A 24,269-nucleotide genomic window follows, 5' to 3' on the forward strand; every position below is an offset into this window, starting at 1 on the left:
ATTGATGGCCAGCGGGAGACAAGTTGCAGAAGAGAGTCTGCAGACATTTCAAGTTTGGATACTCGGGAAGTCCGATGACGACTTCCGGGCCATGGAGTCAAAGGGCATCCTCAACCGCACCAACATGGCCAAAGAGTGCGGCTTCGGCACCTCCACTTTCAGGCAGAACCCGCGGGTGAAGCAGGCGCTGAACGAGCTGGAAGACGATCTACGTCATCGTGGCGTGCTGCCGCCGAAGATTGATGAGAGCGCAGAAGAAAAGGGCTCACCAGCGATCGCCATGCGAGAGCCTAGCCGGCTCAAGGCGGCTCAGGAATCTGAGCGCCTGCGCCGCTTGGAGCAGGAGAACGCTGCACTCAAGGCAGAGGTCGCCGAACTCAAGCAAGCCTTCGAAAAGTACGCGGTGCTGCGTGAGGCCTTGGCTCAGACGGGCCGGATTCCACGATGACGGACGACGCAATCATCAGGGTCATCTCGATTCGCAGTGACAACCCACGTGGGTTCGGTGGCTGCATTTTTTCTGGAAGGCCCATCGATCTCCAGGGCAAGGTGCTCGATGCTCGCCAGCACCTGGTAGTCGAAGCCAGCCACAAGGTGCTTGCCGGCGCAAAGGTCGAGGTCGGGCAATGGTGGCAGGTGTCCGGGGAATCGTCGCAGATGAAGCGCGAGGTTCATGGCTTCCTCATTACAGAGGTCCAGATCAAGGCCGAGACACTGGTTCCGTTGCTTCCGTCTGGCGAGCACATCGTGGCGTTCATGTCAGACAACGATGCGTTCGTCGGTATCGGACCGGTCAAGGCCCGCCGGTTGTGGGAGACGTTCGGGGAGGATCTCTATCGAATTCTTGATGAGGGCGACACCTCTGCACTCGCTACCGTGCTCTCGCAGGACAGTGCCATCCAAATCGCTCAGGCCTGGGCCACGTGCGGTGATGGGAGAACTCTGCAGTGGCTTCAGACCAAGAAATTCGACGTAGCGATCGGACGCAAAGTCATTCAATTCTTTGGGCGCGAGACGGCACAAAAGCTGGAGGAAGATCCCTATCGTCTCCTGTCCTTCTGCGCCACCTGGCGCCAGGTAGATCAACTGGCGCAGCAGCATTTCTCCATTGAACCTGACGATCCGCGCCGACTTCAGGGCGCCATCGAGGAGGCGTGCTACCGGCTTTTTGGCCAAGGCCACACGTCTGCGCTGAGTCATCGTATGACGAGCATCTTGCAGGGCGTGTTGGGTCCTCAGACCAAGAGCTTCCGATGGCGTCATCTTGTCGAGAAGTCGCTATCTGAGGGCCTCACCAATGGTGCCTTCGTCATTGGTCCGCATGGTGTGCAACCGCTGGGGGCCTATGCGATGGAGCGACAAGTCGCTCTTGCCGTCGCTTCCCGGTTGAGTGCATCTTCGAAGCATCTGCTCCCGGAAGATGAAATCGAATCGATCCTGACCGAGCACGAAAAAGTCGAGGGCATCGACCTGAACGCGGACCAGCGAAAGGCCGTGCTTCTTGCCTCTGCTCAGAGGTTTACCCTGATAACAGGGGGGGCCGGTGTCGGCAAGACGACGGTTCTCAAAGCCCTGTACTCCATCTTCGACCGAGCAGGCATCGCCATAACTCAGCTTGCGCTTGCGGGTAGGGCCGCCAAGCGAATGCTTGAAGCGACGAATCGACCAGCTTCGACCATTGCAGCCTTCCTGAGAGGCGCCAAGGAAGGCGCCTTCAACGAACAGCATGTGTTCGTAATTGATGAGGCAAGTCTCGTGGACATCATCTCCATGAGCAGACTGTTCAATGTGCTCGGCAATGCGCCTCGCATCGTGCTGGTTGGAGACCCCGCTCAACTCATGCCTGTGGGCCCGGGTCTTGTGTTGCACGCACTCACGAATGTGCCGGCAGTTCCGCTGGCTCAACTGACCGTGATCAAACGGTACGGGGGGCAGATTGCGAAGGCAGCGATGGAGATTCGGCTGGGGCAATGGCCCATCTTGCCAAGCGACGCCGAATCGGACATCGCGTTCATCGAATGCGACGTCTCTGCAAGCGATGGTCGTTCTGAACTATCGGACACCGTGCTTGACCTCTTCAAGATCGATCCCGAGAACTCGCAGATTCTCTGCAGCCGACGCGGTGGTGTAGAGGGAACCAAGGGAATCAACGCGCTCTGCCAGGCGCATTTCACCTCAAAGAATCCGCCAGTCCTGAGTTGGAGTGATCAGCACAAGAGCCTTGTGCACACGGGGTTCCATCTCGGCGATCGCGTCTTGTGCATTAAGAATTTGTGGGACCACGGACTTCAGAATGGATCCATCGGAGAGATTGTCGAGGTGACCCATCCTGACTTCGTAGTGTCTGCCGATGAAGGGGCGGGCCAGCACTCCGTTGCGCTTGCCTGGGTAGATTGGGACGATGGCATACGTCGGCCTGTCACGGAAGAAATTCTGGACTACTTTGAGCTGGGATTCGCCATCACGACTCACAAAGCACAAGGCTCCCAATGGGCCCGGGTAATCGTTCCGGTTGCACAGAATCGCCTGGTCGATCGTACGTTGCTGTACACGGCCGTCACGCGCGCCCAGATCCAGGTGTTGCTCGCCGGAGATCTCCTTGCCGCGAAGACTGCGGTCGAAGCAGAACCGAAAAGCCAAGAGAGAAATATCGCCCTTGATCTGCACCTCACGCGATGCTTGTCTCTGGTTGAGGCGCCGGAGCCCGCTGAAGCCGTGGAAGCTTGAACGACACAGACCATCGTTAGAACATCGTAAAACAGGGGAGCAGAATGCGAATAGCCAACTTGAGGATCGATAACTTTCGTGGTGTGCGAACTGGCTTCGTACGGTTCGGCAAGCACCCTGTCCTTGTTGGCGACAACAACGCTGGCAAGACGACGCTAATCGAGGCGTTGACGCTCGTACTCGGCAGAGATCGCTTGGTTCGCGAGTTAACCGAACACGACTTCTACGGCTCCAACCCTCAGGCGGTGGACCGCGTCAAGGTCGTGGCCACGATCACCGACTTTCCCGCAGACGACCCTGAGCAGAGTAGTCACTGGTTTCGCGATGAGCGAGCAGTCGTCAAATGGCTAGATGAGGGCACAGGCGAGGTTCATCCAGCACGCACCAACCCCGCCTGGAAGCTGTGCTGCCAGCTTGGCGTTCAAGCGCGCTTCGACCAAGACAGCTTGGCCGTGGAAACCGTACGCTACTTCTACGATCACGATGAGCCCATCGATCCGTTCGCTGATGAGGCTCCGGCCCCCGTTCCAAGCAAGCTCATACAAGAGCTGAGCTTCTATCTCGTGCGCGCGAGTCGGACATGGGACAAAGTTTTCTCGTGGGGAAACGAGCTATTTAAGCGCACAGTTCTGGCCGCTGCGGCTCAGCCTGCGGCCGCTTTGCTAGCTGAGCGAGATCGGCTGCGAGCACCGGAGCAACCCATCGATGCCGATCCGGGCATTCAACCGCTGATCCAGAACCTGAACACCGAGCTTGCGCTCGCATTCCCAAATGCTCCCAAAGTCCAGCTGAGGCTCACTAGCACGGACAGCCGAGCTGTGATGGAGGCTGTCGCAGCCCACTTTGCGGGGACGGACGGCTTCAGTATTCCTGCAGCGCGACAGGGTAGCGGGCTGGTTTCCATGCAGGGGTTGTTGCTGCTTCTCGAGCTAGGCCGTGCTCGTGCTGCAAGCGGTGGCGAGTTCCTGATGGCATTGGAGGAGCCCGAAGTCCATCTACCGCCGTCTGCGCAGCAGCGGCTGGTTCAGCGGGTTCAGGCGCTCAGCACACAGACATTCGTCACGACCCATTCGCCGCTGGTTGCCAGCATGGCCGATCCGACCTCTGTGCTGATCTTGAAGAAGCATGAAGGGGTACTTTCTGCCGAACCGTTCCTTGCTAGCCCACTTACTGCCGCGGCGCCAAACTGGAAGCGCAAGTTCTTCCAGCACAGCAGAATTGACGTGTTGAGCGCGCTGATGCAGCCAGCCCTCCTCGTTCCAGAAGGGCGTGCCGACTTCCAGCTGATGCGTTGCATCCTCCGGCCGTTGATGATGACCGAAGGCTGGGTCGAAACAATGACTCGCCCCTTCGGCATCGAGGTCGGCGTAGTGCCCACCGAAGACGCTAATGTCGTCGAGACCCATAGGCTGATGAGGCGCCTACACAAGCGTGTCTGCTGTCTCGTCGACGGTGACGCTGCAGGGCTGGAGTACGTAGACCAGCTGCGGCAGGAGGCAGAGCCGCCGAGCTCGATCATCCGTTGGAACGATGGCGCAATGATCGAGGACGCCGTTGGTTGGATTCTCAATGCGGACGAAGCCGCAGTGGTGGCCAAGCTTGCGGAGATATTCCCTCAGCCGCCAACTTCGAGCGCTGATGTCGTGGTCTATTTGAAGGCCAAGAAGATGGACATCATCGCCTATGAAAGTCTTGCGGAAGCCATCTCTACGACGCCGGCATGCAGGGCGCGGGCCGCAGATCTTTTGAGCGGCCTGGCTTGTGCCTGTGCCGGCGATGAAGCTACGCAGCGCTTTGTTCGGGGAGCCCATGGAGTATGGGTGTTTCAGCCGTGACGGTCCGAGCTTTCACCGGCGGTGCGGGTTGTGGAAAGACCCACATGCTCATGGAATCGCTGTCAGCGCATCTGGAAGCCACGCCTCTTCAAAGCGGCCAGAGAGTTCTGGCTCTCACCTTCATGCATGGATCTCGTCGACGCCTGGAAGAGCGCCTTGCGGCGCTTCCGAGCCTGAAGGGGAAGACAGAGTGTACGACCCTCGATAGCTTCGCCTGGCGCCTGTTTCGGCGATGGCGCTCTCTCGCCTCATTCCTCGGCTTTGTGAACATCCAGCCGACTGAGTACGAGCGGGTATGCGAAGCGGCCAGTGCGCTTTCCCAGGTCAAAGAGGTGCAAGGTTGGGTGGCATCCACGTTTCCTATCCTTGTCGTTGACGAGGCTCAGGATATGACTGCGAACCGCCTCGGCATAGTGGCAGGCCTAGCCAACAAGCTGGAGGTCTTCGTCGCCGCGGACGAGTTTCAGTGTCTGAGCGAGGAACTGCGCCCCAACCCTGCATGCGGTTGGCTGGCGCAGATCTGTGACCCGGAAGAGCTCGTAAAGCCTCGTCGCACGAACGTTGATGAGCTACTCAATGCAGCGAGCGCTATTCGCGCCGGTGAACCGCCCAAATCGAAGAAGCTTTTCGTCGTTGCGCAGACCTCTAATGCGCCATTGGCTGGTGCGTGGGTCAATTCCAATCTGAGCTGGTACGGCGGAGGCAAGAGCGTCGCGATCATCACACCGACCCTCGGCGCGTTCGCCAAGGGTGCCTTGGCCTGGGCCGCTGCGAACAAGACAAAGAAGGGGGCGGGCCCCTACGACGTCGCATGGGAGCAGTCAGAAGCCAGGGCTGCTGCAGAGTACCTGGCCACGATCAATCTTGCGGACCAGAGCGATGGTCCCTCGATCATTGCCGTCCTCACTGCCGCGGGCAACGCGAGGATCGCCAGGGACGTGGCCGAATGGCTAGAGATTCAACGTCGGACCAGAGCGAAGCTGCAGTTCTCAAAGGATGAGATCGTCAAATCGATTGAGCAGTCCTTCTCCCAGCGTCGCCAATCTCGAAGAAGCGAGGTACGTGGGTGGAAGGGGATGACAGTTCATGGCGCCAAGAACCGAGAGTTCGACAACGTCATTGTTCTTTGGCCTGCCGCCATCGGAGGAAGTGATGACCAGAAGAGACGTCTGCTCTACAACGCTGTGACGCGGGCCAAGGAGCGATGTGTTGTCCTCGTGCAAGCAACTGCGCAAATGAGCCGACCACCGTTCGCATGAGCCTGATCCTTTCTTCGCGTTAGCTGACAACCATTGTCAGATTGCGCAGAATCTGATGTCTCATTTCCTCTGGGTCAACGTGTCTAAGTTCTGCTAGCTGGGCCACAGTGTTCGACACCGCGACTGGGCGGACCGCCGTCCCCGCAACCAGGACGAAAGGGCCATCGGTCTCAGTCAGCAACCGATCAACGGGGAGCTGTTCAACCAGTTCGCGACTCTTCGCCGACTTGAGCATTTCAGAGTTGATCGAGAAGTAGCACCCACGTTCAACAGCACGGCGTGCCTCGGCCGCAGAGCCGGTGAACCAATGAAGAACCACTTGCCCGCGATCAGCCGGGAACGCCTTCTCCAAGTGCTGCAGAACCTTCGCCACGGTACGGACGCTGTGAATGGTCAAGACCTTGTTCCCTTGCTCGGCACACATCCGAAGAATTCGTTCGAACACTCGCTCCTGCGCCTCGAAGCTTTTGTAGAACCGCGGTCCGGCATCCAGGCCAATTTCCCCCACGTACCGAGCCTCTGGCAACAGCTTCTCGAACAGACCGAGCTCCTGCTCCCGCTCGCTGACGAGTTGTGGATGCAGGCCGAGCGCCACTCTTACGTGATTCGCTCCAGCGGCCATCTCTCTGTTTCGGGACCAAGCCCTCGGTGTTGTCGTAACTGCCAAGGTAGCGACACCCTCCCGATCACACTCGGCGATCAAGTGCGCGTGATCCGGGTAAAGGTCCAGGTGACAGTGGAAATCAACCCACCTCGCTCTCTTCACCGGCGGAGCCGTCACAGTGGTTCTGCCCGAACACCATCCAACAGGCGAGCGACCTCCTCGAGTCCTGCCACATAGACGCCTTCATAGGCCTGCAAGCTTTGTGGGTGATCGGTCAACGGACCCGGGCGATGGATGTCGTATCGGGCTCGCTCGGGCTTCTGACGCAGCCGAGAGATCGCTAGCTGAAACGATCGGATATGACTTCCCTCAGCCTTCTCGGTGTCAATCACATGGGCGTGCAGGTCCGGAAGTTGATACGGCGTCGTGTCCGGAACTTCGCCGGCAAGCAGTGACGCACGACGAATGAGGCATGGGACGCAGTAGCCGCAGTGCTTGGGCTGGCGCTGTGTCTCGTCCTTTGCAAATCGCGTCTTGCCAGGAGATGAGCAGGACATCGTCTCCTTCGCATAGGCGACAAGGAAGTCGTGGTCTCGGCAACCTTGTGCCATCTGCCCTTTGGTTTGGAACGCGTACCGATTCAGCAGGCTTGCGCGAACCCCGAGTGCCCCGAGCAAATCGTTCATGCGAGCCATATAGAAAGGGTGTGTCGTCCGTGTGCTCAGAGATCCAAGACGCAACGGGTCAAGGGGAACGTTCAATGAGATCCATCCGTTCTCCGGCACATGGATCGTGACGTCCCCGCCAATCGCGTCCGCGGCAAGCGCCGCAAGCGCGAAGAACATGAAGGAGCGGCCGCGCAACGTATCCTCGACGGGAGATTCATCGACCGTGTCTTTGGGAAAGCCGACGCGCGCTCGGATGTGGTTGAACTCGGATCCGGGGAACCTGGCCTTCATCCTCTCGGCGCACATCCTCTGGTGCTGGCTCGTGATCCCGTCCCAATAGTGGCTGATCAGAAGAGGCGTGGAACCGCTAGCGAAAAGATCGAGCGCTCCGATGAAGCTGTCGAGTCCTCCAGAGAAGAGGCAGACACTGTCGGGGTTCGCGGTTCGCAGGTTTTCCGTCGCCGGAACAAGAACGTCCCTGGAAGGAGGGCGCGACCGGAACTGCATGGCCCACTTGTCACCGGTGAGGAAGTTCAGCGTTTTCTGAAGAAGCGACGATTGCGACTGCCACAACGTAGGATCGGCAACTGGTACGCAGATCTCGATTTCGCGCGTCCACCCGTCCTGAGCGAGGGCTTCGCGGGAAATGCGAGTGTCCGCAGCCAACACGGTGGCCGCAACAAGAGCTAAGTCGATCGCCCGTTCACCAGGTACGAGGCCTAAGACATTGAGCTGCTCTAGTGCTTGGCCGAGGCCGAAATCCAAACGCTCGTACGAGTCGATGAAGTTGATCTCGGTGACATGAGCGTCAGCGCGTCCTGGTTCGACAGTTTCCGTATCGGACACCCCGAGTCTCGCCACGATGGAATTTGAGCTCATGTCGCATCCTCTCCGGCATCGGCGATCAATGAAAAGGCAGCCTCGTAAATTTCGTTCGAACGCTGCTCCACGTCGTGGCTATTCAACGCCTCCAGTCCAGTTAGCAGCCCTGACAGATGAACCCGACAGCATCCTTCGATGAAGTCATGGAGCTGCTCATGAGCTTGCTCGACCGTGGCGATGTCGGCTGGTAGCGTGATGCCGCGTGCTCCTATGTCGGCAATCACCCGGCCCTCAATCGACAGAGCGATGAAGTCCAGGAAGAACTCACGAAGTTGCTCCGGGGCCAGTTGTGCGAAGGCTGTCGGTGCATCACGATCCAAATTTCCGATCGCTTCCAGCATCGCCTGCCGAGAGATGGCTTCGTCGATGGCTCCGCCGGGCGGGCAGAGGAACTCAAGCATCGCGAGGAAAACCTCTGATGCTGGTTGATTGGCCATGCTCTCGAGATCAAGTTGGCGCAGCGTTTCGGCTGGTCCAACCGACTGGAAATCCCTGACCACTCCGAGCAGTCTCGCTCCCGAAGCACGAGATGCCCCCATGCGTTGCGCAGCACGTCTCGGACCTCCAGCGCCCCCGCCCCCGCGCGAGCCGCCTCCGCCTCCACTGCCGCCCCCAACGTAGGCTGAAAGGGCTGTACCAAGCGCGCTCGAACTGCCGTTTTTTGAGAAGCGCGTGAACGCGTTTCGAGCGGCAGCAAACCCCCCTGCCGGCGCCGGCCCGCCATCGGGGGGCGTTGGCGACGCGCCATCGCCAGAACCGTCGTGGTCGCCGTCCCCGCCATCAGCAGGTCCACCGCCGCCTGCGTCGAGCCAAGTAGGTACGAGGCCGTTCGGAGGCCCGCCATATCCTTTTGATGTTCCCACTGCTCCCTCCCTCTATTTCTTGGCGATTGACCCCATAGCCTTCGCGCCTCTTTTCAGGATTGCGTTGTCATCTTGCTCGGACCACCCGGCGACAACATTTTTTGCCTCGCTCTGCAAGGCTTGCTCTTTCAGCGTCGAAATCATTGCTATAGGCCAAACTCCCACCTTGCTGATGTCGAGCGCCTTCGCGAAATCCAACAACCTGCGCCCCATCTCCGGACTGTGCTCCGCGAGCACCATGAGCCCCTGTACACCCTTAGGTTCGGTCTTCAGGTCTTCCGTCTCCAGCACTTGATCGCTGACTGCACCAAAGACTTCGTCGAGCTCCTGAGGCAGGAGCTTGGCTACTTCTGCCGTGGCCCCTCTTGCTACGAGCTTTCCGCCCATAAGCCGCTCAACGACGTTCTCAAGGTGGGCGGAGTTTGTGAACCCGCCAATGGTGCCGCGCTTGTCGCGTGTCACGAAAACGTAGGGTCGCAGATCTACTTCGGTGAGCGCTGGATCCATGGAAGCCCAGCCGCGGATCCATTCATTCTTCTGCCAGTCGGCAACCTCTTGTGCCAACACCTCGGCGGCCTCGGTCTTGGCGCTCCCCTTCTTGCCTCCAGCGTCTACTGCTGCCTCCCCTGCAACGGGCTTCTTTAAGCTGCTTTCGAGCTGTGCAAGTACCGCGGGCTTACCTGATTCCCCTGCGGCAAGCTGCGCCAGCTGCTTGTAGAAGTCGGGATAGAACCGCTCCGCCAGCATGATCTTGCCAAGTACCGGCAACTTGATGTCCGCCCCGAATCCACGCTCGTGCGCGATCGCTTGCCGCAACATCATCGTGTTCAGAAAGCGCTTTATTTGCCGCGGATTCCCGTGTGTCCCCTCCGTCAAAATCCTTGTCAGCACGGAACTGATGGCGTGGGCTTGTCGGATCTCTTCTGGAAGCGGGGTGCCGACAGCGTCTTGAAGCTGCCGCATGTCCAGTCCTCTACTCTGCCAAGGCCTTTTCATGTCTTCGCGTGCAGCAGTCAAAAGCTTCGTGAAGCGTTCGTCGCCCCGTGGGAGAGCCAACTCTGCCAGCAAAAGGGTGATGTACGTCCGTGTCTCTGCGAGCCCCAGGGCTGGCACGCGGAAGGGAACCTGGATGAGTTTCTCAAGGTAGTTCCTTGCGTAACTCAGGGGCCCGCTGCTTGGCGGCAGATCAGGGAAGTGTTCCCTGACTGCGTACTCGATCATGACTTCGTCAGCGCCGATGACAAACGCTGTGCGCTCCACCATCAAGAACAGCCTGATCGCTTCCAGCGTTGCGATGGCAGTCTTCGGCAGGCAGCGGTCAAGATCATCAATGATCACTACAAGCCGGTCCAGATCGGCGGCCTCGAGCAGTTCGCTGAACTCCTTCCGAAATTCGTGGATGTGCTCCGGTAAACGTTCCGTGTCTTCCGGTGCCGCCTTCAGGAACTGCTGGGCTTCCGAAGCGAAGCTTTTCAAGTCCTCGACAGACACATGATCCTGAGGCTTCGCGACAAACGCCTTGACCGCCGCCACGACGTCTTGCAACTGACCAGCTGTTGGTATGCCTGTCGCAGCGGTGAACGCCATTCCTCCCGCCTTCCTCGCCAGCTTCAACCAGTCGACCCGCCGCAAGACCTTCTTCGCAGCTTCCGCGACCTTGGTCGAGGTTGGTCGCGAACGCCGCAGCTCGTCGACGATCGTCTCGATCACGACAGTCTTTGCGTCTTCGAAGCCCTCAAAGGTCCAGCCGTTGAACCACAGGCAAAGAACTCTGTCCTTCCCTTTGAAGGCAGACTCAGTCATCTTGAGAACACTGGACTTCCCGGCACCCCAGTCTCCATGGACCCCAATCGTCACTGGAGCATTTGGCGTTTCATTGATGAAACGCACTACTGTGCGGGCGATGGCTTCGTAATGCAGCAGGTCAGTGGCGGTTTCCTGGTCGTTCAGAAACATGACATCCTCCAATTTGATTTTTTAGGCATCGCACACTGAGTCCACTTTATAGATGTGTTCTAGCTCCGACGAAACACGTGCATCAGGTACTTCATAAGCGAGCAGCTTCGAACAATTCAGCGGCCGTCATTTTCATAGCTGACGTCATGCGGAGTATGGAAACGACACCTGGGTTCTGGAAACCACGCTCAATGCTGCTCAGATAAGAGCGATCAATCGCCGATAGATGGGCCAACTCCTCTTGGGAGATGCCGCGTTTGAGTCGAGCTGCGCGAATGGCTGCGCCCAAGGCAATCAAAGTTGGATCGAGGGCGTGACGTGGCGAAGCTGCAGGCATCCGCCATGGTTGTCTTATGATGGCAATTACACCACGGACGATCTTCCACATCCACGAGCCAAGACGGACGTCGGAGGACAAGACTTCATAGGGTTCAAAGTCAAATGTCAGAGACCGCGGCAATCGCAGCTATTCCTCCGAAAGCAACGTTAGATCAAACAGTGCCGGCAAGCTCATATGCCGGTTGGTTGGCAGCCCCATGGAGTTGGGCATGCGTCCTGATGGTGAGCTTCTCCGAGCGCAGGACTAACGACGAAGATCGAGTGCTGCTAGTGGCGCCCAGTCTCAGAGGCTTGGAGTTGCTGGGAGAGATCGATGCGAAGATCGATTCGATGTCATTGGTCTTCCCGCCAGATAGTCCAAGCAGCGTTCCTCAGCTCGAAATCGTTCGCCGTGTGGCAAGCTGGAGGGATGCCCATTTGCCCGGCTCCGAGCGAATCGCAATGCACTGCGTCTCCGGACGGATCTTCCTCGTTGGAGAGTCGGAACCAGAGGAGGTCGATGAAAGGATCTATTGGTCCTCGGGCGCGAAGTGCATCTTCGAAAAGGAAGAACCAGAGTCGTTGAAGAACTGATGGGCTCAGCTACGCAGTTGAACGCAGAGGGTAGCCAACAATGAGTTCAGATCCAAGAAGCAACGCACCGGTAGTTTTGGCTCTGCCCGGAGGCGAGGCGCCTGTGCTGAACGTCAAGCTTCACGAGCGACTGATGCGTACAGGCGCGATTCGGCCGTCTACGCTTGAATCGGCTTTCGCAGCACTCCAGCGCCTGCGAACACCGAAGCAGGGGGACGAGGACGCTACAACGCGTCCCGAGCGCTCAGTGCCGTTTCCCGACGCTCGCAGACTGCGGCGCTGATCCCCGCATCGAGTTCGATCTCGCGGCCACAACTTTGCGGGAAATTGCGGCCGATTTCCGCAATTGCGGAGTTCACCCGCAATCGAGCAACGCTTGCACTCCGTCGGCCCTACCCGTTCCGGTCTGGGCTATGAAAGTGCCTGGCGAAGTAGTCGATCACCTGATCTGCCTGCGTTCCAGCGCGAAATTTCCGTTGAGCCTCGAAGTCGACCGATGGGACCAGATGAATGAACTGATCGGCCCCATAGGCTTCCAGCACAGCATTGCCATCGATCCCAGCCTCACGTCGCCCCGTGATCATCTTGGCTGCCTCGATGGTCGCGCCAATCATGACATCAGCGATCTGCACCGCTGGACTAGACACTGAGTCGACCTGCGTCACGGACTGCAGCTTGAGCGGGAACTTGATTCGGGCGATTTCCGACTGCTGAAACTCTGCCGCTTGGTCGTGGTCGATGTAGCGCTGAAGGAGGTCGTGATACGTCAGCAGGTTCTTCGAGCGGTCATGCTCGACGCGATACGGACCACTTGCCAACTCTTCCATGCGAGAAATGAGGGACTGGAGGACAACAAGCGCTGCATCCGTAGTGACTCCGGGCGTTGCAATTGCACTCAAGCAGTCCGGGTCCGCATATTGCGCCAAGGGTCCAAGAGCCTCGGGAAGCTCCTGCCAGTTTGTCTTGCGTGCTGCATTGACCAGGTCTTGGAGGCTTGCTGGTGTCTTCTCCTTCATGGCCCGCTGGAAAGAGGCTAGCAGGTCTTCAAAAGCATCTCGCCCCAGCACCTTCGGACCGACGTAGTACAGAAGAGAGGCAAGACCGTAGTTCTGCCCATCCTCGTAAAAGTTCAGACCGCGCTCGTAGTAGAACGGCTCGACCCCGTAGTCCAGCAGCATGAGAAGCAGCAGATAGCGCTTGTCACAGACATACGAGACACACTTGAACCCATCAAGCACATCACGTTGGAGCGCGAGGATCCGCGGGTGATTGCTCGAGCGGCGTGTCAGGGAACTGTACTTGAGCTCATCCGCTTGCAGCCGGGGGAAGTGCTCCTTGATGAGTCTGGCCGCGTCGTCGTCGCTGATGGCGATCGCGGTAGCCCCCTGGAAGGCCTGATCGGCGTTCAGCAGATCGAATCCCGTATAACCGCTTTCGTCAATGCGGAAGCATTCCATGTTGGCCTCTAGACGGTATGGTCGATGGTCCGGAACTTCAAATTTCTCACTCAGTATGAAGCAATTCGCCAAGCCCAAGTGCCTCTACGTGATCGGAAACGGATTTGATCTGTGGCACGACATCCCTTCCAAATTTAGCGACTTCAAGAGTTACGTCTCGGAAAACGCGCCTGAGGTATTTGAAGAGGTTGAGACCTACCTACCCGCGGGCGACGAATGGAATCAACTTGAGCAAGCGCTTGCAGAGATGGATGTTGAGGCGCTGATCGACAATCTTGGCCATTTCATGGCCTCATATGGTGCCGACGACTGGAGTGATTCGGGACACCATGATTTTCAATATGAGGTGGACAATTGTGTAGAGCGTCTGTCTACAGGTCTAAAGCATCAGTTTGCAAACTGGATCAGGGGGATACCCATACCCAACCATCTTGAGGTGGAGCGACGGCTAAAGACGCTTGATCCCGAAGCGTACTACCTGACCTTCAACTACACCCCGACCTTGCAATCGGTTTATGGCATCGACTCTCGTAGGGTGTGCTTCATTCACGGCAACGCCGCCGTTAAAGATGAAGAGCTGATTCTCGGTCACGCATGGAGCCCAACCGTCCGCCCTTCGCTCAACAATCGTGAAGACGTTGAGGAAATGGATGTGCGGATGTATGAGGCCAATGAGATCATTGACGGATATTTCTCGAGCACCTTTAAGCGCTCTGCTGAACTCATTCAGAAGCATGCCCACTTCTTCGATCAGCTTTCTGATGTTGAACAGGTGGTCGTCCTTGGGCACTCTCTATCTGAAGTCGATTCAGAATACTTCGCAGCCTTGTTAAAAGTCCCATCACTAACGGCCGCCGGCTGGATAGTTGCGTGCCGAAGTCTCTCGGCATGGCCCGATAAGCTGATTGACCTGCAGCGTCTCGGAATCCCAACGCAGAGAACGACTGCTGTCATATGGGACAGCCTCTAATGCGGGTATCAAGGTCGCATGCCTATTGCTCTAACAATTTGGATTGCTTCTCATAATCCATATCGTAGGTTGCAGATTCATCAAACATCGATACATCACTCCACTCATATCGCACTCGAGCTACGCCAATAGCTCGACTGGACCCGGCGACCCAGTCAGCGTGAGCAGGATTGAATGCAACTAAGTTGTCGCCGTCGCCGACGGTGCTCCGAAACAGCACGCCGTCAAAACCTAAGCGTCTGAAGATCTCGGCGAGGAATTGCGTGAGCGTGTAAGCACTTCGATTGCTAGGCGGTGCAGCTGTGGCAAAGATTTTCTCCATCGCAATAATGAATTCCAGCATTTCAAGCTGAGAGTCGCTGCGCCAAAGCTTTGTGAGATCGTGTGTGCGCAGATCTACTACGCGTAGATCCTTGTTCACCTCAAACATGCCAACAGACACGAGCTCGCCTGGGTGAGGGCGTATCTCCGCTGCAGCTGTCTCTGAATTTGAAGCGAGATAGAGGTATGAAACACCGGGGCGATTTACGCGACCAGCAGTGGCCACCCCCACAGGCGGAGCACCGATGGCTTTATCTTTGTGCGGCTCGAAGAAATACTGCGGAGGTGCACCTATTTCGTGAAAATCGGCTGCCCTGCGCTTGGCTCCCATCCTTGCTCTATGCCATTGAGAGCCGGCACTGACCGATCCGGACATATAGGCAACGATTGGTCGAATGATCGCTTCATATTCATCCTCCACCAGAAAATAGTTTGTGTCTGCAAGCTTTCTTTTCGCAGACTGAAGGATATGACTCTCCCCCGCCGCAACTGGAGTGTGAGGATAATGGCCGTAGATGTCTCGCCCATACGCCGTGAAAACCTCAACCTGCATCTGGCGATCATTGACGTCATCCAAAAATGACAAGATCACGTCTTCTCTATCGACGTCCGACTGGGCTGGGTTTATTCGTAGAAGGGGATTGGGGTCAATGGAGAACAGTCCTTCCAGACTCCCGTCTCCAAGTTTGGAGTGGTATTGCCATTCGCCAAAGTGATAGCGAATGAGAGCCTTTATCGCGAGCAGGAAATCATCAGTACCTGTTCCGGCGCACTTCACCTTGGTTGCCCCACACAGGCTGCACGTCGCGATCTCTCCCTGGCGAACCACAAGATCCTTCAGAAGCGGAGCAACACAACAGTCGTAGCAGACGTAGTGGTGGTTCTCAATTGGTGCGGCCTGTTTGATCACTACGACTCCTCTCCCTTTGGCTTTGTAGGTCTTACGAGCATAGCCAGAGTCTGTGCCAGCCCCAGGCCGGTGAGCAGTGGATGGGCCGTCTTTGGTGATCACCCTGCTCAACGTGAAGATGCCGAGACGCGGCAAGAAGTGTCAACAACTTGGCTAGAATTGGTCTACTTGTTGACAGTGCGCGAATCAGCCATGTGTACAAACCGCATTCACTCACTCACTCGGTGGGTTGTTTACAAAAAAAGGTCGTCATAACCCTTCTGATCGCGCTCAGTCCCGGGCGCTGGCGATCACGCCACCGCCCAGGCAGATGTCGCCGTCGTACAGCACGGCCGATTGCCCCGGCGTGACCGCCCACTGCGGCGCGCCGAATTCCAGCGTGAATGCGCCATTGGCGCCCGCCGCCAGCGCGCAGGGCGCGTCTGCCTGGCGGTAGCGCGTCTTGCTGGCATAAGAGCCCGGCGCTGGCGCCTGGCCCGCCGTCCAGCTGGCGTCGTCGGCCTCCAGCATGTGCGACAGCAGCCAGGGATGCTCGTGCCCCTGCACCACCCACAGCGTGTTGCTCGCCATGTCCTTGCGCGCGACGAACCAGGGCGCATGCTCGCCGCCGCCGCGCGGCGCCCCCTTCTCCTTCAAGCCGCCGATGCCCAGCCCCTGGCGCTGGCCCAGCGTGTAGAACGACAGGCCCTGGTGCTGACCGAGCACGCGGCCGCGCGCATCCTTGATCGGGCCAGGCTCCTTGGCGATGTAGCGGTTCAGGAAATCGCGGAACGGCCGCTCGCCGATGAAGCAGATGCCGGTGGAGTCCTTCTTCTTCGCATTCGGCAGGCCGATCTCGGCGGCCAGCCGGCGCACCTCGGTCTTGTGCAGTTCGCCGACCGGGAACAGCGTCCTGGCCAGCTGCGCCTGCGTCAGGCGGTGCAGGAAGTAACTCTGGTCCTTGGACGGGTCCAGGCCCTTGAGCAGTTCGAAGCGCCCGTCGCGTTCACGCACGCGCGCATAGTGGCCGGTCGCGATCTTCTCGGCGCCCAAGCGCATCGCGTGGTCCAGGAAGGCCTTGAACTTGATCTCGGCATTGCACAGCACGTCCGGATTGGGCGTGCGGCCGGCCTGGTACTCGCGCAGGAACTCGGCGAACACGCGGTCCTTGTACTCGGCCGCAAAGTTCACATGCTCGATCTCGATGCCGACCACGTCGGCCACGGCCGCGGCATCGACGAAGTCGACATTGGACGAGCAATACTCGGAGTCGTCGTCGTCCTCCCAGTTCTTCATGAAGATGCCCACCACCTCGTACCCTTGCTGCTTGAGCAGCCAGGCAGTGACCGAGGAATCCACCCCACCGCTCAATCCGACGACCACACGTTGCTTGCCCATGCGGCGATTTTAGGAAGCGCCTCCCAACCCGCGTGCGCGGACGGGTTCAGTCGAACACGGACGGATCGGTGTGCAGCAGCGCCAGCGGATGGCGTTGGCCTGCCAGGTGGTCCTCGATGCAGCGCAGCAGCAAGGGGCTGCGGTGTCGCTCCCGGCTGGCCCGCACCTCCTCGGGCGTCAGCCAGAGCGTGCGCACAATGCCGGCGTCCAGATTCCGCCCGACGACCTGCGGTCCCAGTTCACCACAGAAGGCAAAGCGCAGGTAGCTGATCTCTTCGCCGATGGCGGGGCGCACGAAGCGCGACAGGTAGATGCCCACCAGTGCGGTCGGCGTGAAGGTGTGCGTGGTCTCTTCCAGCGCCTCGCGCGCGCAGGCCGCGGCCAGGGCCTCGCCCGGCTCCAGATGGCCGGCTGGATTGTTCAGGCGCAAGCCCTCCGGCGTGTGCTCTTCCACCAGCAGGTAGCGTCCCTCGCGTTCGATCACGGCGGCCACGGTGACACTGGGTTTGAAGCGTTCGGACATGGCGCCAGTGTAGGCCGCGGCACGCCCGTAAGCCCGGCGAACTCGGGTAAGCTCCGCCCGCACCAGAGACAACGACAACGCGAGGGAAGGAGCACCCATGCAGATCGGAGTGCCCGCCGACAGACCGGCCGGCAAAACAGGCGCAGCAGCCACCCCGGGGGCCGTACTGCGGCATGTCGCGCGACGTGGCCCTGGCATGGCGGCCAGCGCCGCAGCCTCCGCCCCAGGCGCAGCATGGCATCCCAGCTGAGTCCAGCCTGCGCGGCAAGGACGCCGCGCAACCGGCCCACCTAGCCATCCCGGCACCACCGCCAACCGGGCGCGCCCACCGGCCACGCATGCGCCGTGCCCGCACCACCAGAACAACGTCAGGAGGTCTTCCATGCAAACCCCTTCCACCCAACCGCCGCAGCGCATCGGCGTCCCCCGCGAGGTGTTCCCGGGCGAGAAACGCGTGGCCACCGTGCCCGAGGTCGTCGAGAAGCTGATCAAGCTCGGCTTCGCGGTGTCGGTGCAGTCCGGCGCGGGCGAGGCCGCCAACTGCAGCGACGAGGCCTACCGCGCCGCTGGCGCCGAGATCGTGGCCGACGCGGCCGTCCTCTGGCGCACGGCGGACATCGTGTTCAAGGTGCGCCCGCCCACACCCGAAGAAGTGGAACTGATGCGCGAGGGCGGCACGCTCATCGACTTCATCTGGCCCGCGCAGAACCCCGATCTGATGCAGCAGCTCGCCGCCAAGGGCGCGACCGTGCTGGCCATCGACTGCCTGCCGCGCACGCTCTCGCGCGCGCAGAAGATGGATGCACTGACCTCGATGGCCGGCGTGTCCGGGTACCGCGCGGTGATCGAGGCGGCCAACGCCTTCGGCCGCTACTTCGCCGGCCAGATCACGGCGGCCGGCAAGGTGCCGCCGGCCAAGGTCTTCATCGCCGGCGCGGGCGTGGCCGGCCTGTCGGCCATCGGCACGGCGGCCAGCCTGGGTGCCATCGTGCGCGCCAACGACACGCGCGCCGAGGTGGCCGACCAGGTCACCTCGCTGGGCGGCGAGTTCGTGAAGGTGGACTACGAGGAAGAAGGCTCGGGTGGCGGCGGCTACGCCAAGGTCATGAGCGAGGGCTTCCAGGCCGCGCAGCGCGCCATGTACGCCAAACAGGCCAAGGAAGTCGACATCGTCATCACCACCGCGCTGATCCCCGGAAAGCCGGCGCCCAAGCTGATCACGGCCGAGATGGTGCAGAGCATGAAGCCGGGCAGCGTGATCGTGGACATGGCGGCCGAACAGGGCGGCAACTGCGAACTCACGGTGCCCGGCGAGGCCGTGGTGCGCCACGGCGTGACCATCGTGGGTTACACCGACCTGGCCTCGCGCCTGGCCAAGCAGTCGTCCACGCTGTATGCCACCAACCTGCTGCGCCTGACCGAGGAGCTGTGCAAGGCCAAGGACGGCGTGGCCGTGGTGAACATGGAGGACGACGCGATCCGTGGCCTCACCGTGGTCAAGGAGGGTGCCATCACCTGGCCCGCGCCACCGCTTGCCCAGGTGGCCAAGCCGCCGGCCGCCGCCAAGCCGGCCGCTGCACCCGCCGCCAAGAAGAGCGGCCACGGCCATGGCAGCAGCGGCCCGCTGCCCGCCAGGACGCTGGCCACCGTCTTCGCCATCGCCGCGCTGGCGTTCTGGTTCATCGGCAGCTTCGCCCCAGCCGCCTTCCTGGGCCACTTCACGGTCTTCGTGCTGGCCTGCTTCATCGGCTACATGGTGGTCTGGAACGTGACGCCGGCGCTGCACACGCCTCTCATGAGCGTGACCAACGCCATCTCCAGCATCATCGCCATCGGGGCGCTGGTGCAGATCGCGCCGCCCGATGCGACCGCTGGCGGCCGCACCGACGAGTTGATCCGCTGGCTGGCCTTCGCGGCCACCGTGCTCACGGCGGTGAACATGTTCGGTGGCTTCGCCGTGACGCGCCGCATGCTGGCCATGTTCCAGAAATAAGAAGAACGACAAGAGAGAACGACACCATGTCCCAAAGTCTCGCCACGGTGGCCTACCTGGGCGCCGCCATCCTGTTCATCCTGAGCCTGGGGGGTCTGTCCAACCCCGAGACCTCGCGCCGCGGCAACCTGTTCGGCATCATCGGCATGGCGTTGGCCGTGCTGGCCACGGTGTTCGGGCCGCGCGTGAGTTCCAGCGGCATCGCCTGGATCGTGATCGCGCTCGTGATCGGCGGCGGCGTCGGCCTGTACGCGGCCAAGGTCGTCAAGATGACGCAGATGCCCGAGCTGGTCGCGCTCATGCACAGCCTGGTGGGCCTGGCGGCCTGCCTGGTGGGCTTTGCCAGCTACGTCGACACCTCCACCCCCTACCAGGGCGCCGAGAAGGTCATCCACGAGGTGGAGATCTACATCGGCATCCTGATCGGCGCCGTGACCTTCTCCGGCTCGCTGATCGCCTTTGGCAAGCTCAACGGCAAGATCGGCGGCAAGCCGCTGCTGCTGCCTGCGCGGCATTGGCTCAACCTGGCCGCGCTGCTGATCGTGGTCTGGCTCGGCCGCGTGTTCATCCATGCCGACAGCGTGGGCGGCGGCATGCTGCCTCTGCTCGTGATGACCGCCATCGCCCTGCTCTTCGGCGTGCACATGGTGATGGCCATCGGCGGTGCCGACATGCCCGTGGTGGTCTCCATGCTCAACAGCTACTCGGGCTGGGCCGCCGCGGCCACCGGCTTCATGCTATCCAACGACCTGCTGATCGTCACGGGTGCGCTGGTGGGCTCCTCGGGTGCCATCCTGTCCTACATCATGTGCCAGGCCATGAACCGCAATTTCATCAGCGTGATCGCGGGTGGTTTCGGCTCCGGCGCCCCGGCCAAGAAGAGCGGTGATGCCGCTGCGGCCGAGCCGCAGGGCGAGGCGATGCCCATCACGGCAGCGGAAACCGCCGAACTGCTGCGCGATGCCAAGAACGTGGTCATCGTGCCCGGCTACGGCATGGCCGTGGCCCAGGCCCAGCACACGGTCAACGAGATCACCCGCACGCTGCGCGACAAGGGTGTGAACGTGCGCTTCGCCATCCATCCCGTGGCCGGCCGCATGCCAGGCCACATGAACGTGCTGCTGGCCGAGGCCAAGGTGCCCTACGACATCGTGATGGAGATGGACGAGATCAACGAAGACTTCCCGGACACGGATGTCGCCATGGTCATTGGCGCCAACGACATCGTGAACCCGGCCGCGCAGGACGATCCGGCCAGCCCGATCGCCGGCATGCCGGTGCTGGAAGTGTGGAAGGCCAGGCATTCCATCGTGATGAAACGCTCCATGGCCTCGGGCTATGCCGGCGTGGACAACCCCTTGTTCTACAAGGACAACAACCGCATGCTGTTCGGCGATGCGAAGAAGATGCTGGACGAGGTGCTGGGCGCGTTGAAAGCCTGAGCCGAGAACGAAGGAGATCCCATGACCGAGCGCATCTGGCTGCAGAGCTATCCAGCGGGCGTGCCCAGCGACATCGACCCGGGCGAGTACAACTCGCTGGTCGCCCTGATGGAGGAGAGCTTCTCCAAGTTCGCCGACCGCACGGCCTACAGCTTCATGGGCCGCGATGTCAGCTACGCCGAAACCGACCGGCTCAGCGGCCGGCTCGCCGCCCACCTGCAAAGCCTGGGCCTGGCGCGCGGCGACCGCGTCGCCGTGATGATGCCCAACGTGCCGCAGTACCCGGTGACCGTGGCAGCCATCCTGCGCGCCGGCTACGTGCTCGTGAACGTCAACCCGCTGTACACCCCGCGCGAGCTCGAGCATCAGCTCAAGGACTCCGGCGCCAAGGCCATCGTCATCATCGAGAACTTCGCTGCCACGCTGGCGCAGTGCATCCAGGCCACGCCCGTGCGCCATGTGGTGCTGTGCGCCATGGGCGACCAGTTGGGCCTGCTCAAGGGCGCGCTCGTGAACTACGTGGTGCGCAAGGTCAAGAAGATGGTGCCACCGTTCACGCTGCCGGGCGCGGTGCGCTTCAACGACGCGATCGCGCGCGGCGCGCGCGCGCAGTTCACCAAGCCGCAGATCGGCCCCGACGACGTGGCCGCGCTGCAGTACACGGGCGGCACCACCGGCGTGAGCAAGGGCGCCATGCTGCTGCACCGCAACGTCATCGCCAACGTGCTGCAGTCCGAGGCCTGGAACCAGCCCGTCATGGACCGCGTGCCCAAAGGCGAGCAGTCCACCTCGGTCTGCGCGCTGCCGCTGTACCACATCTTCGCGTTCACCGTGGGCATGATGCTCACCATGCGCACGGGCGGCAAGCTGGTGCTGATCCCCAACCCGCGCGACCTGCCGGCCGTGCTCAAGGAATTGTCCAAGCACCGCATCCACAGCTTTCCCGCCGTCAACACGCTGTTCAACGGCCTGGCCAACCACCCCGACTTCGGCACCGTGGACTGGAGCCACCTGAAGGTCTCCGTGGGCGGCGGCATGGCCGTGCAGAGCGCCGTGGCCAAGCTCTGGCTCGACAAGACCGGCTGCCCGATCTGCGAGGGCTACGGCCTGTCGGAAACCTCGCCTTCGGCCAGCTGCAACCCGACCACCAGCAAGGAGTTCTCCGGCACCATCGGCGTGCCGCTGCCCAGCACCTGGTTCAAGCTGGTCGACGACGAAGACCGCGAGGTGGCCGCAGGCCAGCCCGGCGAGATCGCGATCAAGGGCCCGCAGGTCATGGCCGGCTACTGGCAGCGCCCGGACGAGACCGCCAAGGTCATGACCGCCGACGGCTACTTCAAGACCGGCGACGTCGGCACCGTGGACGAACGCGGCTTCTTCCGCATCATCGACCGCAAGAAGGACATGATCCTGATCAGCGGCTTCAACGTCTACCCGAACGAGATCGAGGACGTGGTGGCCCAGCTCGACGGCGTGCTCGAGGTGGCCTGCGTGGGTGTACCCGACGACAAAACCGGCGAGGCCGTCAAGCTGGTGCTGGTGCGCAAGGATCCCGCGCTCAGCGAGGAGGCCGTGCGGACCTATTGCCGCGCCAACCTGACCGGCTACAAGCAGCCGCGCGTGATCGAGTTTCGGACCGAACTGCCCAAAACGCCGGTGGGCAAGATCCTGCGCCGCCAGTTGCGCGACCAGCCAGCATGAAGACGGCCATCGTCAGCGCCATGCGCGAGGAGCTGGCCGCCGTGCTGGCCCTGCTGCCAGACGAGCAGTGCGAGCGCGTGGCCGGGCGCGAGTTCTGGGTCGGCCACCTGCACGGGCAGGAGGTGGTGGCGGTGCTGGCGCGCATCGGCAAGGTGGCGGCGGCCACCACTGCCACGCTGCTGGCCGAGCGCTTCCGCGTCGACCGCGTGGTGTTCACGGGCGTGGCCGGCGGCATCGGCGCGGGCGTGAACGTAGGCGACGCGGTCGTCGCCGATGCCTTCCTGCAGCATGACATGGATGCCTCCCCGCTGTTCCCGCGGCACGAGGTGCCGCTCTACGGCATGAGCCGCTTCGAAGCCGATCCCGCGCTGCGCGCGGCGCTGTTGCAGGCGACCCGCCAGGCCCTGCCGCAGGCCCGGGTGCACGAGGGGCTGATCGTCAGCGGCGACCGCTTCGTCAGCAGCACGGCCGAAGTGCGCGCCTTGCGCGCCGCCCTGCCCGATGTGCTGGCCGTGGAGATGGAAGGCGCCGCCTTCGCGCAGGTCTGCCACGACTTCGACCTGCCGTTCGCAGCCGTGCGAACCATCTCGGACCGTGCCGACGAGGCCGCGCACGGCGACTTCCTGCAGTTCGTGCGCACGGTGGCCAGCCCCGCCTCGGCGGCCATCGTGCAGGCCTTGCTCGCGTCTACTTGAGCCAGCCGCGGCGGCGGAAGTACAGCATGGGCACCAGCGCGCTGGCCGCCATCAGCCCCAGCGCATAGGGATAGCCCATGGACCAGTCCAGCTCGGGCATGAACTTGAAGTTCATGCCGTAGATGCTGGCGATCAGCGTGGGCGGCAGCAGGGCCACGCTGGCCACCGAGAAGATCTTGATGATTTTGTTCTGGTTGATGTTGATGAAGCCGACCGTCGCGTCCATCAGGAAGTTGATTTTGTCGAACAGGAAGGCCGTGTGGCTGTCCAGCGATTCGATGTCGCGCAGGATCTGGCGCGCCTCCTCGAACTGCTCGGCATTGAGCATGCGGCTGCGCATCATGAAGCTGACCGCGCGTCGCGTGTCCATGGCATTGCGGCGGATGCGGCCATTCAAGTCTTCCTGGCGTGCGATCAGGCCCAACACCTCGCCGGCGATCTCGTCGCTGACATCGCCCTTGAGCACCAGCGTGCCGGCCTTTTCCAGTTCGTCGTAGACGCCTTCCAGCGTGTCGGCCGAGTACTCCGCATCGGCATCGAACAGCTTGAGCAGCACCTCCTTGGCGTCTTCGATCAGGCCAGGCGCGCGGCGGGCGCGCATGCGCAGCAGGCGGAACACCGGCACGTCTTCGTCGTGGATCGAGAACAGCACGCCGCGGCTCTTGAGCTCGGCGTTGTGCTGGTTCAGGATGAAGGCCACGCGCACGTGGCGCGGGTCGTCCGGATCGGCGATCAGGAAGTCGCTGCGCACATGCAGGTCGCCGTTGTCTTCCTCGTAGAAGCGCGCCGATTCCTCGATGTCCTCGTCCGTCACGTCTTCGGGGATCGACAGGCCGTAGTACTGCTTGACCCAGCGCTTCTCCTCCAGTGTGGGCGACTCCAGGTCGACCCAGATCGGCTGAAACTGCGAGAGTTCTTCGAGCGAATCGATTTCTTCCTGGACCAGCCGCCCGTTGGCCAGGGTGAAGATGTTGAGCATGGGGAATCCCCTGTGGTGTTCTCGGGCCCACGCCAAGGCGGATGGGGGGTGCTTTTCGGCCTTTGCGCCAGGTACTGGAGGCAGCGCCGACGCCAGGCTTTCACGCGGTGGGCTCCGTACGGGAAGCCCGAAATTATGGCACCACCAAACCCATGTAACCTTGTCCAACCCGCCTTGCATTTCAGGTCTGTCGCG

Annotated in this window: 20 protein-coding genes; 10 read left to right on the plus strand and 10 right to left on the minus strand. The window is 61.1% G+C overall.

What is annotated here, in order from left to right; translation table 11 throughout:
* Positions 1–4 precede the first annotated feature (4 nt).
* The 4 genes from ASF45_RS00995 to ASF45_RS36185 are packed head-to-tail and all read left to right on the plus strand — an operon-like array spanning position 5 to position 5,821.
* On the plus strand, positions 5–448 hold the full coding sequence (locus tag ASF45_RS00995) for a VPA1267 family protein (RefSeq protein WP_056655521.1): 444 nt from the start codon (positions 5–7) through the stop codon (positions 446–448).
* The gene (locus ASF45_RS34175; RefSeq protein WP_056655523.1) at positions 445–2,727 is read left to right on the plus strand and encodes an ATP-dependent RecD-like DNA helicase; all 2,283 of its coding nucleotides are present in this window, start codon (positions 445–447) and stop codon (positions 2,725–2,727) included. Before ASF45_RS00995 ends, ASF45_RS34175 begins: the two co-directional genes overlap by 4 nt.
* Before the next feature lie 44 nt (positions 2,728–2,771).
* Entirely contained in the window at positions 2,772–4,562 is a 1,791-nt protein-coding gene (locus ASF45_RS01005; protein ID WP_056655526.1) for an ATP-dependent endonuclease, read from the plus strand.
* Positions 4,544–5,821, plus strand: coding sequence for an ATP-dependent helicase (locus ASF45_RS36185; protein WP_255357749.1), 1,278 nt, complete (start codon positions 4,544–4,546; stop codon positions 5,819–5,821). Before ASF45_RS01005 ends, ASF45_RS36185 begins: the two co-directional genes overlap by 19 nt.
* Before the next feature lie 19 nt (positions 5,822–5,840).
* Here ASF45_RS36185 and qatD read toward each other — a convergent pair whose 3' ends face one another.
* The 5 genes from qatD to ASF45_RS34180 form a co-directional block, all read right to left on the minus strand.
* Positions 5,841–6,602: a Qat anti-phage system TatD family nuclease QatD gene (gene qatD, locus ASF45_RS01015; protein WP_056655532.1), complete on the minus strand. Its 762-nt coding sequence runs from the start codon at positions 6,600–6,602 to the stop codon at positions 5,841–5,843.
* Complete coding sequence (gene qatC / locus ASF45_RS01020) at positions 6,599–7,972, minus strand: Qat anti-phage system QueC-like protein QatC (RefSeq protein ID WP_056655535.1); 1,374 nt, start codon at positions 7,970–7,972, stop codon at positions 6,599–6,601. Before qatC ends, qatD begins: the two co-directional genes overlap by 4 nt.
* On the minus strand, positions 7,969–8,838 hold the full coding sequence (gene qatB / locus ASF45_RS36880; RefSeq protein ID WP_304440559.1) for a Qat anti-phage system associated protein QatB: 870 nt from the start codon (positions 8,836–8,838) through the stop codon (positions 7,969–7,971). Before qatB ends, qatC begins: the two co-directional genes overlap by 4 nt.
* A gap of 12 nt (positions 8,839–8,850) precedes the next feature.
* Positions 8,851–10,794, minus strand: a complete 1,944-nt coding sequence (qatA, locus tag ASF45_RS01030; protein WP_056655541.1) for a Qat anti-phage system ATPase QatA — start codon at positions 10,792–10,794, stop codon at positions 8,851–8,853.
* A 91-nt stretch (positions 10,795–10,885) separates the two neighbouring features.
* Positions 10,886–11,131 (minus strand): helix-turn-helix domain-containing protein, encoded by a 246-nt coding sequence (locus tag ASF45_RS34180; protein WP_082550740.1) that lies wholly within the window; start codon positions 11,129–11,131, stop codon positions 10,886–10,888.
* Between the two features lie 221 nt (positions 11,132–11,352).
* Between ASF45_RS34180 and ASF45_RS01035 the strand changes: the two genes are divergently transcribed.
* The gene (locus tag ASF45_RS01035) at positions 11,353–11,706 is read left to right on the plus strand and encodes a hypothetical protein (protein ID WP_056655544.1); all 354 of its coding nucleotides are present in this window, start codon (positions 11,353–11,355) and stop codon (positions 11,704–11,706) included.
* Positions 11,707–12,098: 392 nt separating this feature from the next.
* Here the strand turns inward: ASF45_RS01035 and ASF45_RS01040 are convergent, their stop codons facing one another.
* Positions 12,099–13,163 (minus strand): DUF3800 domain-containing protein, encoded by a 1,065-nt coding sequence (locus ASF45_RS01040; protein WP_056655547.1) that lies wholly within the window; start codon positions 13,161–13,163, stop codon positions 12,099–12,101.
* 55 nt (positions 13,164–13,218) lie between these two features.
* Between ASF45_RS01040 and ASF45_RS01045 the strand changes: the two genes are divergently transcribed.
* On the plus strand, positions 13,219–14,133 hold the full coding sequence (locus ASF45_RS01045; RefSeq protein WP_056655550.1) for a bacteriophage abortive infection AbiH family protein: 915 nt from the start codon (positions 13,219–13,221) through the stop codon (positions 14,131–14,133).
* Positions 14,134–14,155: 22 nt separating this feature from the next.
* Here the strand turns inward: ASF45_RS01045 and ASF45_RS34185 are convergent, their stop codons facing one another.
* The 3 genes from ASF45_RS34185 to ASF45_RS01055 all read right to left on the minus strand — a co-directional run bounded on the left by ASF45_RS34185 (position 14,156) and on the right by ASF45_RS01055 (position 17,264).
* Positions 14,156–15,364 (minus strand): RES family NAD+ phosphorylase, encoded by a 1,209-nt coding sequence (locus ASF45_RS34185; RefSeq protein WP_156472769.1) that lies wholly within the window; start codon positions 15,362–15,364, stop codon positions 14,156–14,158.
* Between the two features lie 270 nt (positions 15,365–15,634).
* Positions 15,635–16,741 carry a tRNA 2-thiouridine(34) synthase MnmA gene (gene mnmA, locus ASF45_RS01050; protein WP_056655553.1) on the minus strand — a complete coding sequence of 369 codons (1,107 nt, stop codon included), beginning with the start codon at positions 16,739–16,741 and terminating at the stop codon, positions 15,635–15,637.
* Positions 16,742–16,787: 46 nt separating this feature from the next.
* On the minus strand, positions 16,788–17,264 hold the full coding sequence (locus ASF45_RS01055) for an NUDIX domain-containing protein (protein ID WP_056655556.1): 477 nt from the start codon (positions 17,262–17,264) through the stop codon (positions 16,788–16,790).
* 382 nt (positions 17,265–17,646) lie between these two features.
* Between ASF45_RS01055 and ASF45_RS01060 the strand changes: the two genes are divergently transcribed.
* The 4 genes from ASF45_RS01060 to ASF45_RS01075 are packed head-to-tail and all read left to right on the plus strand — an operon-like array spanning position 17,647 to position 23,095.
* On the plus strand, positions 17,647–19,257 hold the full coding sequence (locus tag ASF45_RS01060; protein WP_056655559.1) for a Re/Si-specific NAD(P)(+) transhydrogenase subunit alpha: 1,611 nt from the start codon (positions 17,647–17,649) through the stop codon (positions 19,255–19,257).
* Between the two features lie 26 nt (positions 19,258–19,283).
* Entirely contained in the window at positions 19,284–20,699 is a 1,416-nt protein-coding gene (pntB, locus tag ASF45_RS01065; protein ID WP_056655562.1) for a Re/Si-specific NAD(P)(+) transhydrogenase subunit beta, read from the plus strand.
* A gap of 21 nt (positions 20,700–20,720) precedes the next feature.
* On the plus strand, positions 20,721–22,400 hold the full coding sequence (locus ASF45_RS01070; protein ID WP_056655565.1) for a long-chain-fatty-acid--CoA ligase: 1,680 nt from the start codon (positions 20,721–20,723) through the stop codon (positions 22,398–22,400).
* On the plus strand, positions 22,397–23,095 hold the full coding sequence (locus ASF45_RS01075; RefSeq protein ID WP_056655568.1) for a 5'-methylthioadenosine/adenosylhomocysteine nucleosidase: 699 nt from the start codon (positions 22,397–22,399) through the stop codon (positions 23,093–23,095). Before ASF45_RS01070 ends, ASF45_RS01075 begins: the two co-directional genes overlap by 4 nt.
* Here ASF45_RS01075 and corA read toward each other — a convergent pair.
* Entirely contained in the window at positions 23,088–24,074 is a 987-nt protein-coding gene (gene corA, locus ASF45_RS01080; protein WP_056655571.1) for a magnesium/cobalt transporter CorA, read from the minus strand. The genes ASF45_RS01075 and corA overlap by 8 nt on opposite strands.
* Between the last annotated feature and the right edge of the window lie 195 nt (positions 24,075–24,269).

Origin of the sequence: Pseudorhodoferax sp. Leaf265, assembly GCF_001422365.1 — a bacterium.
GTDB lineage: Bacteria > Pseudomonadota > Gammaproteobacteria > Burkholderiales > Burkholderiaceae_C > Pseudorhodoferax.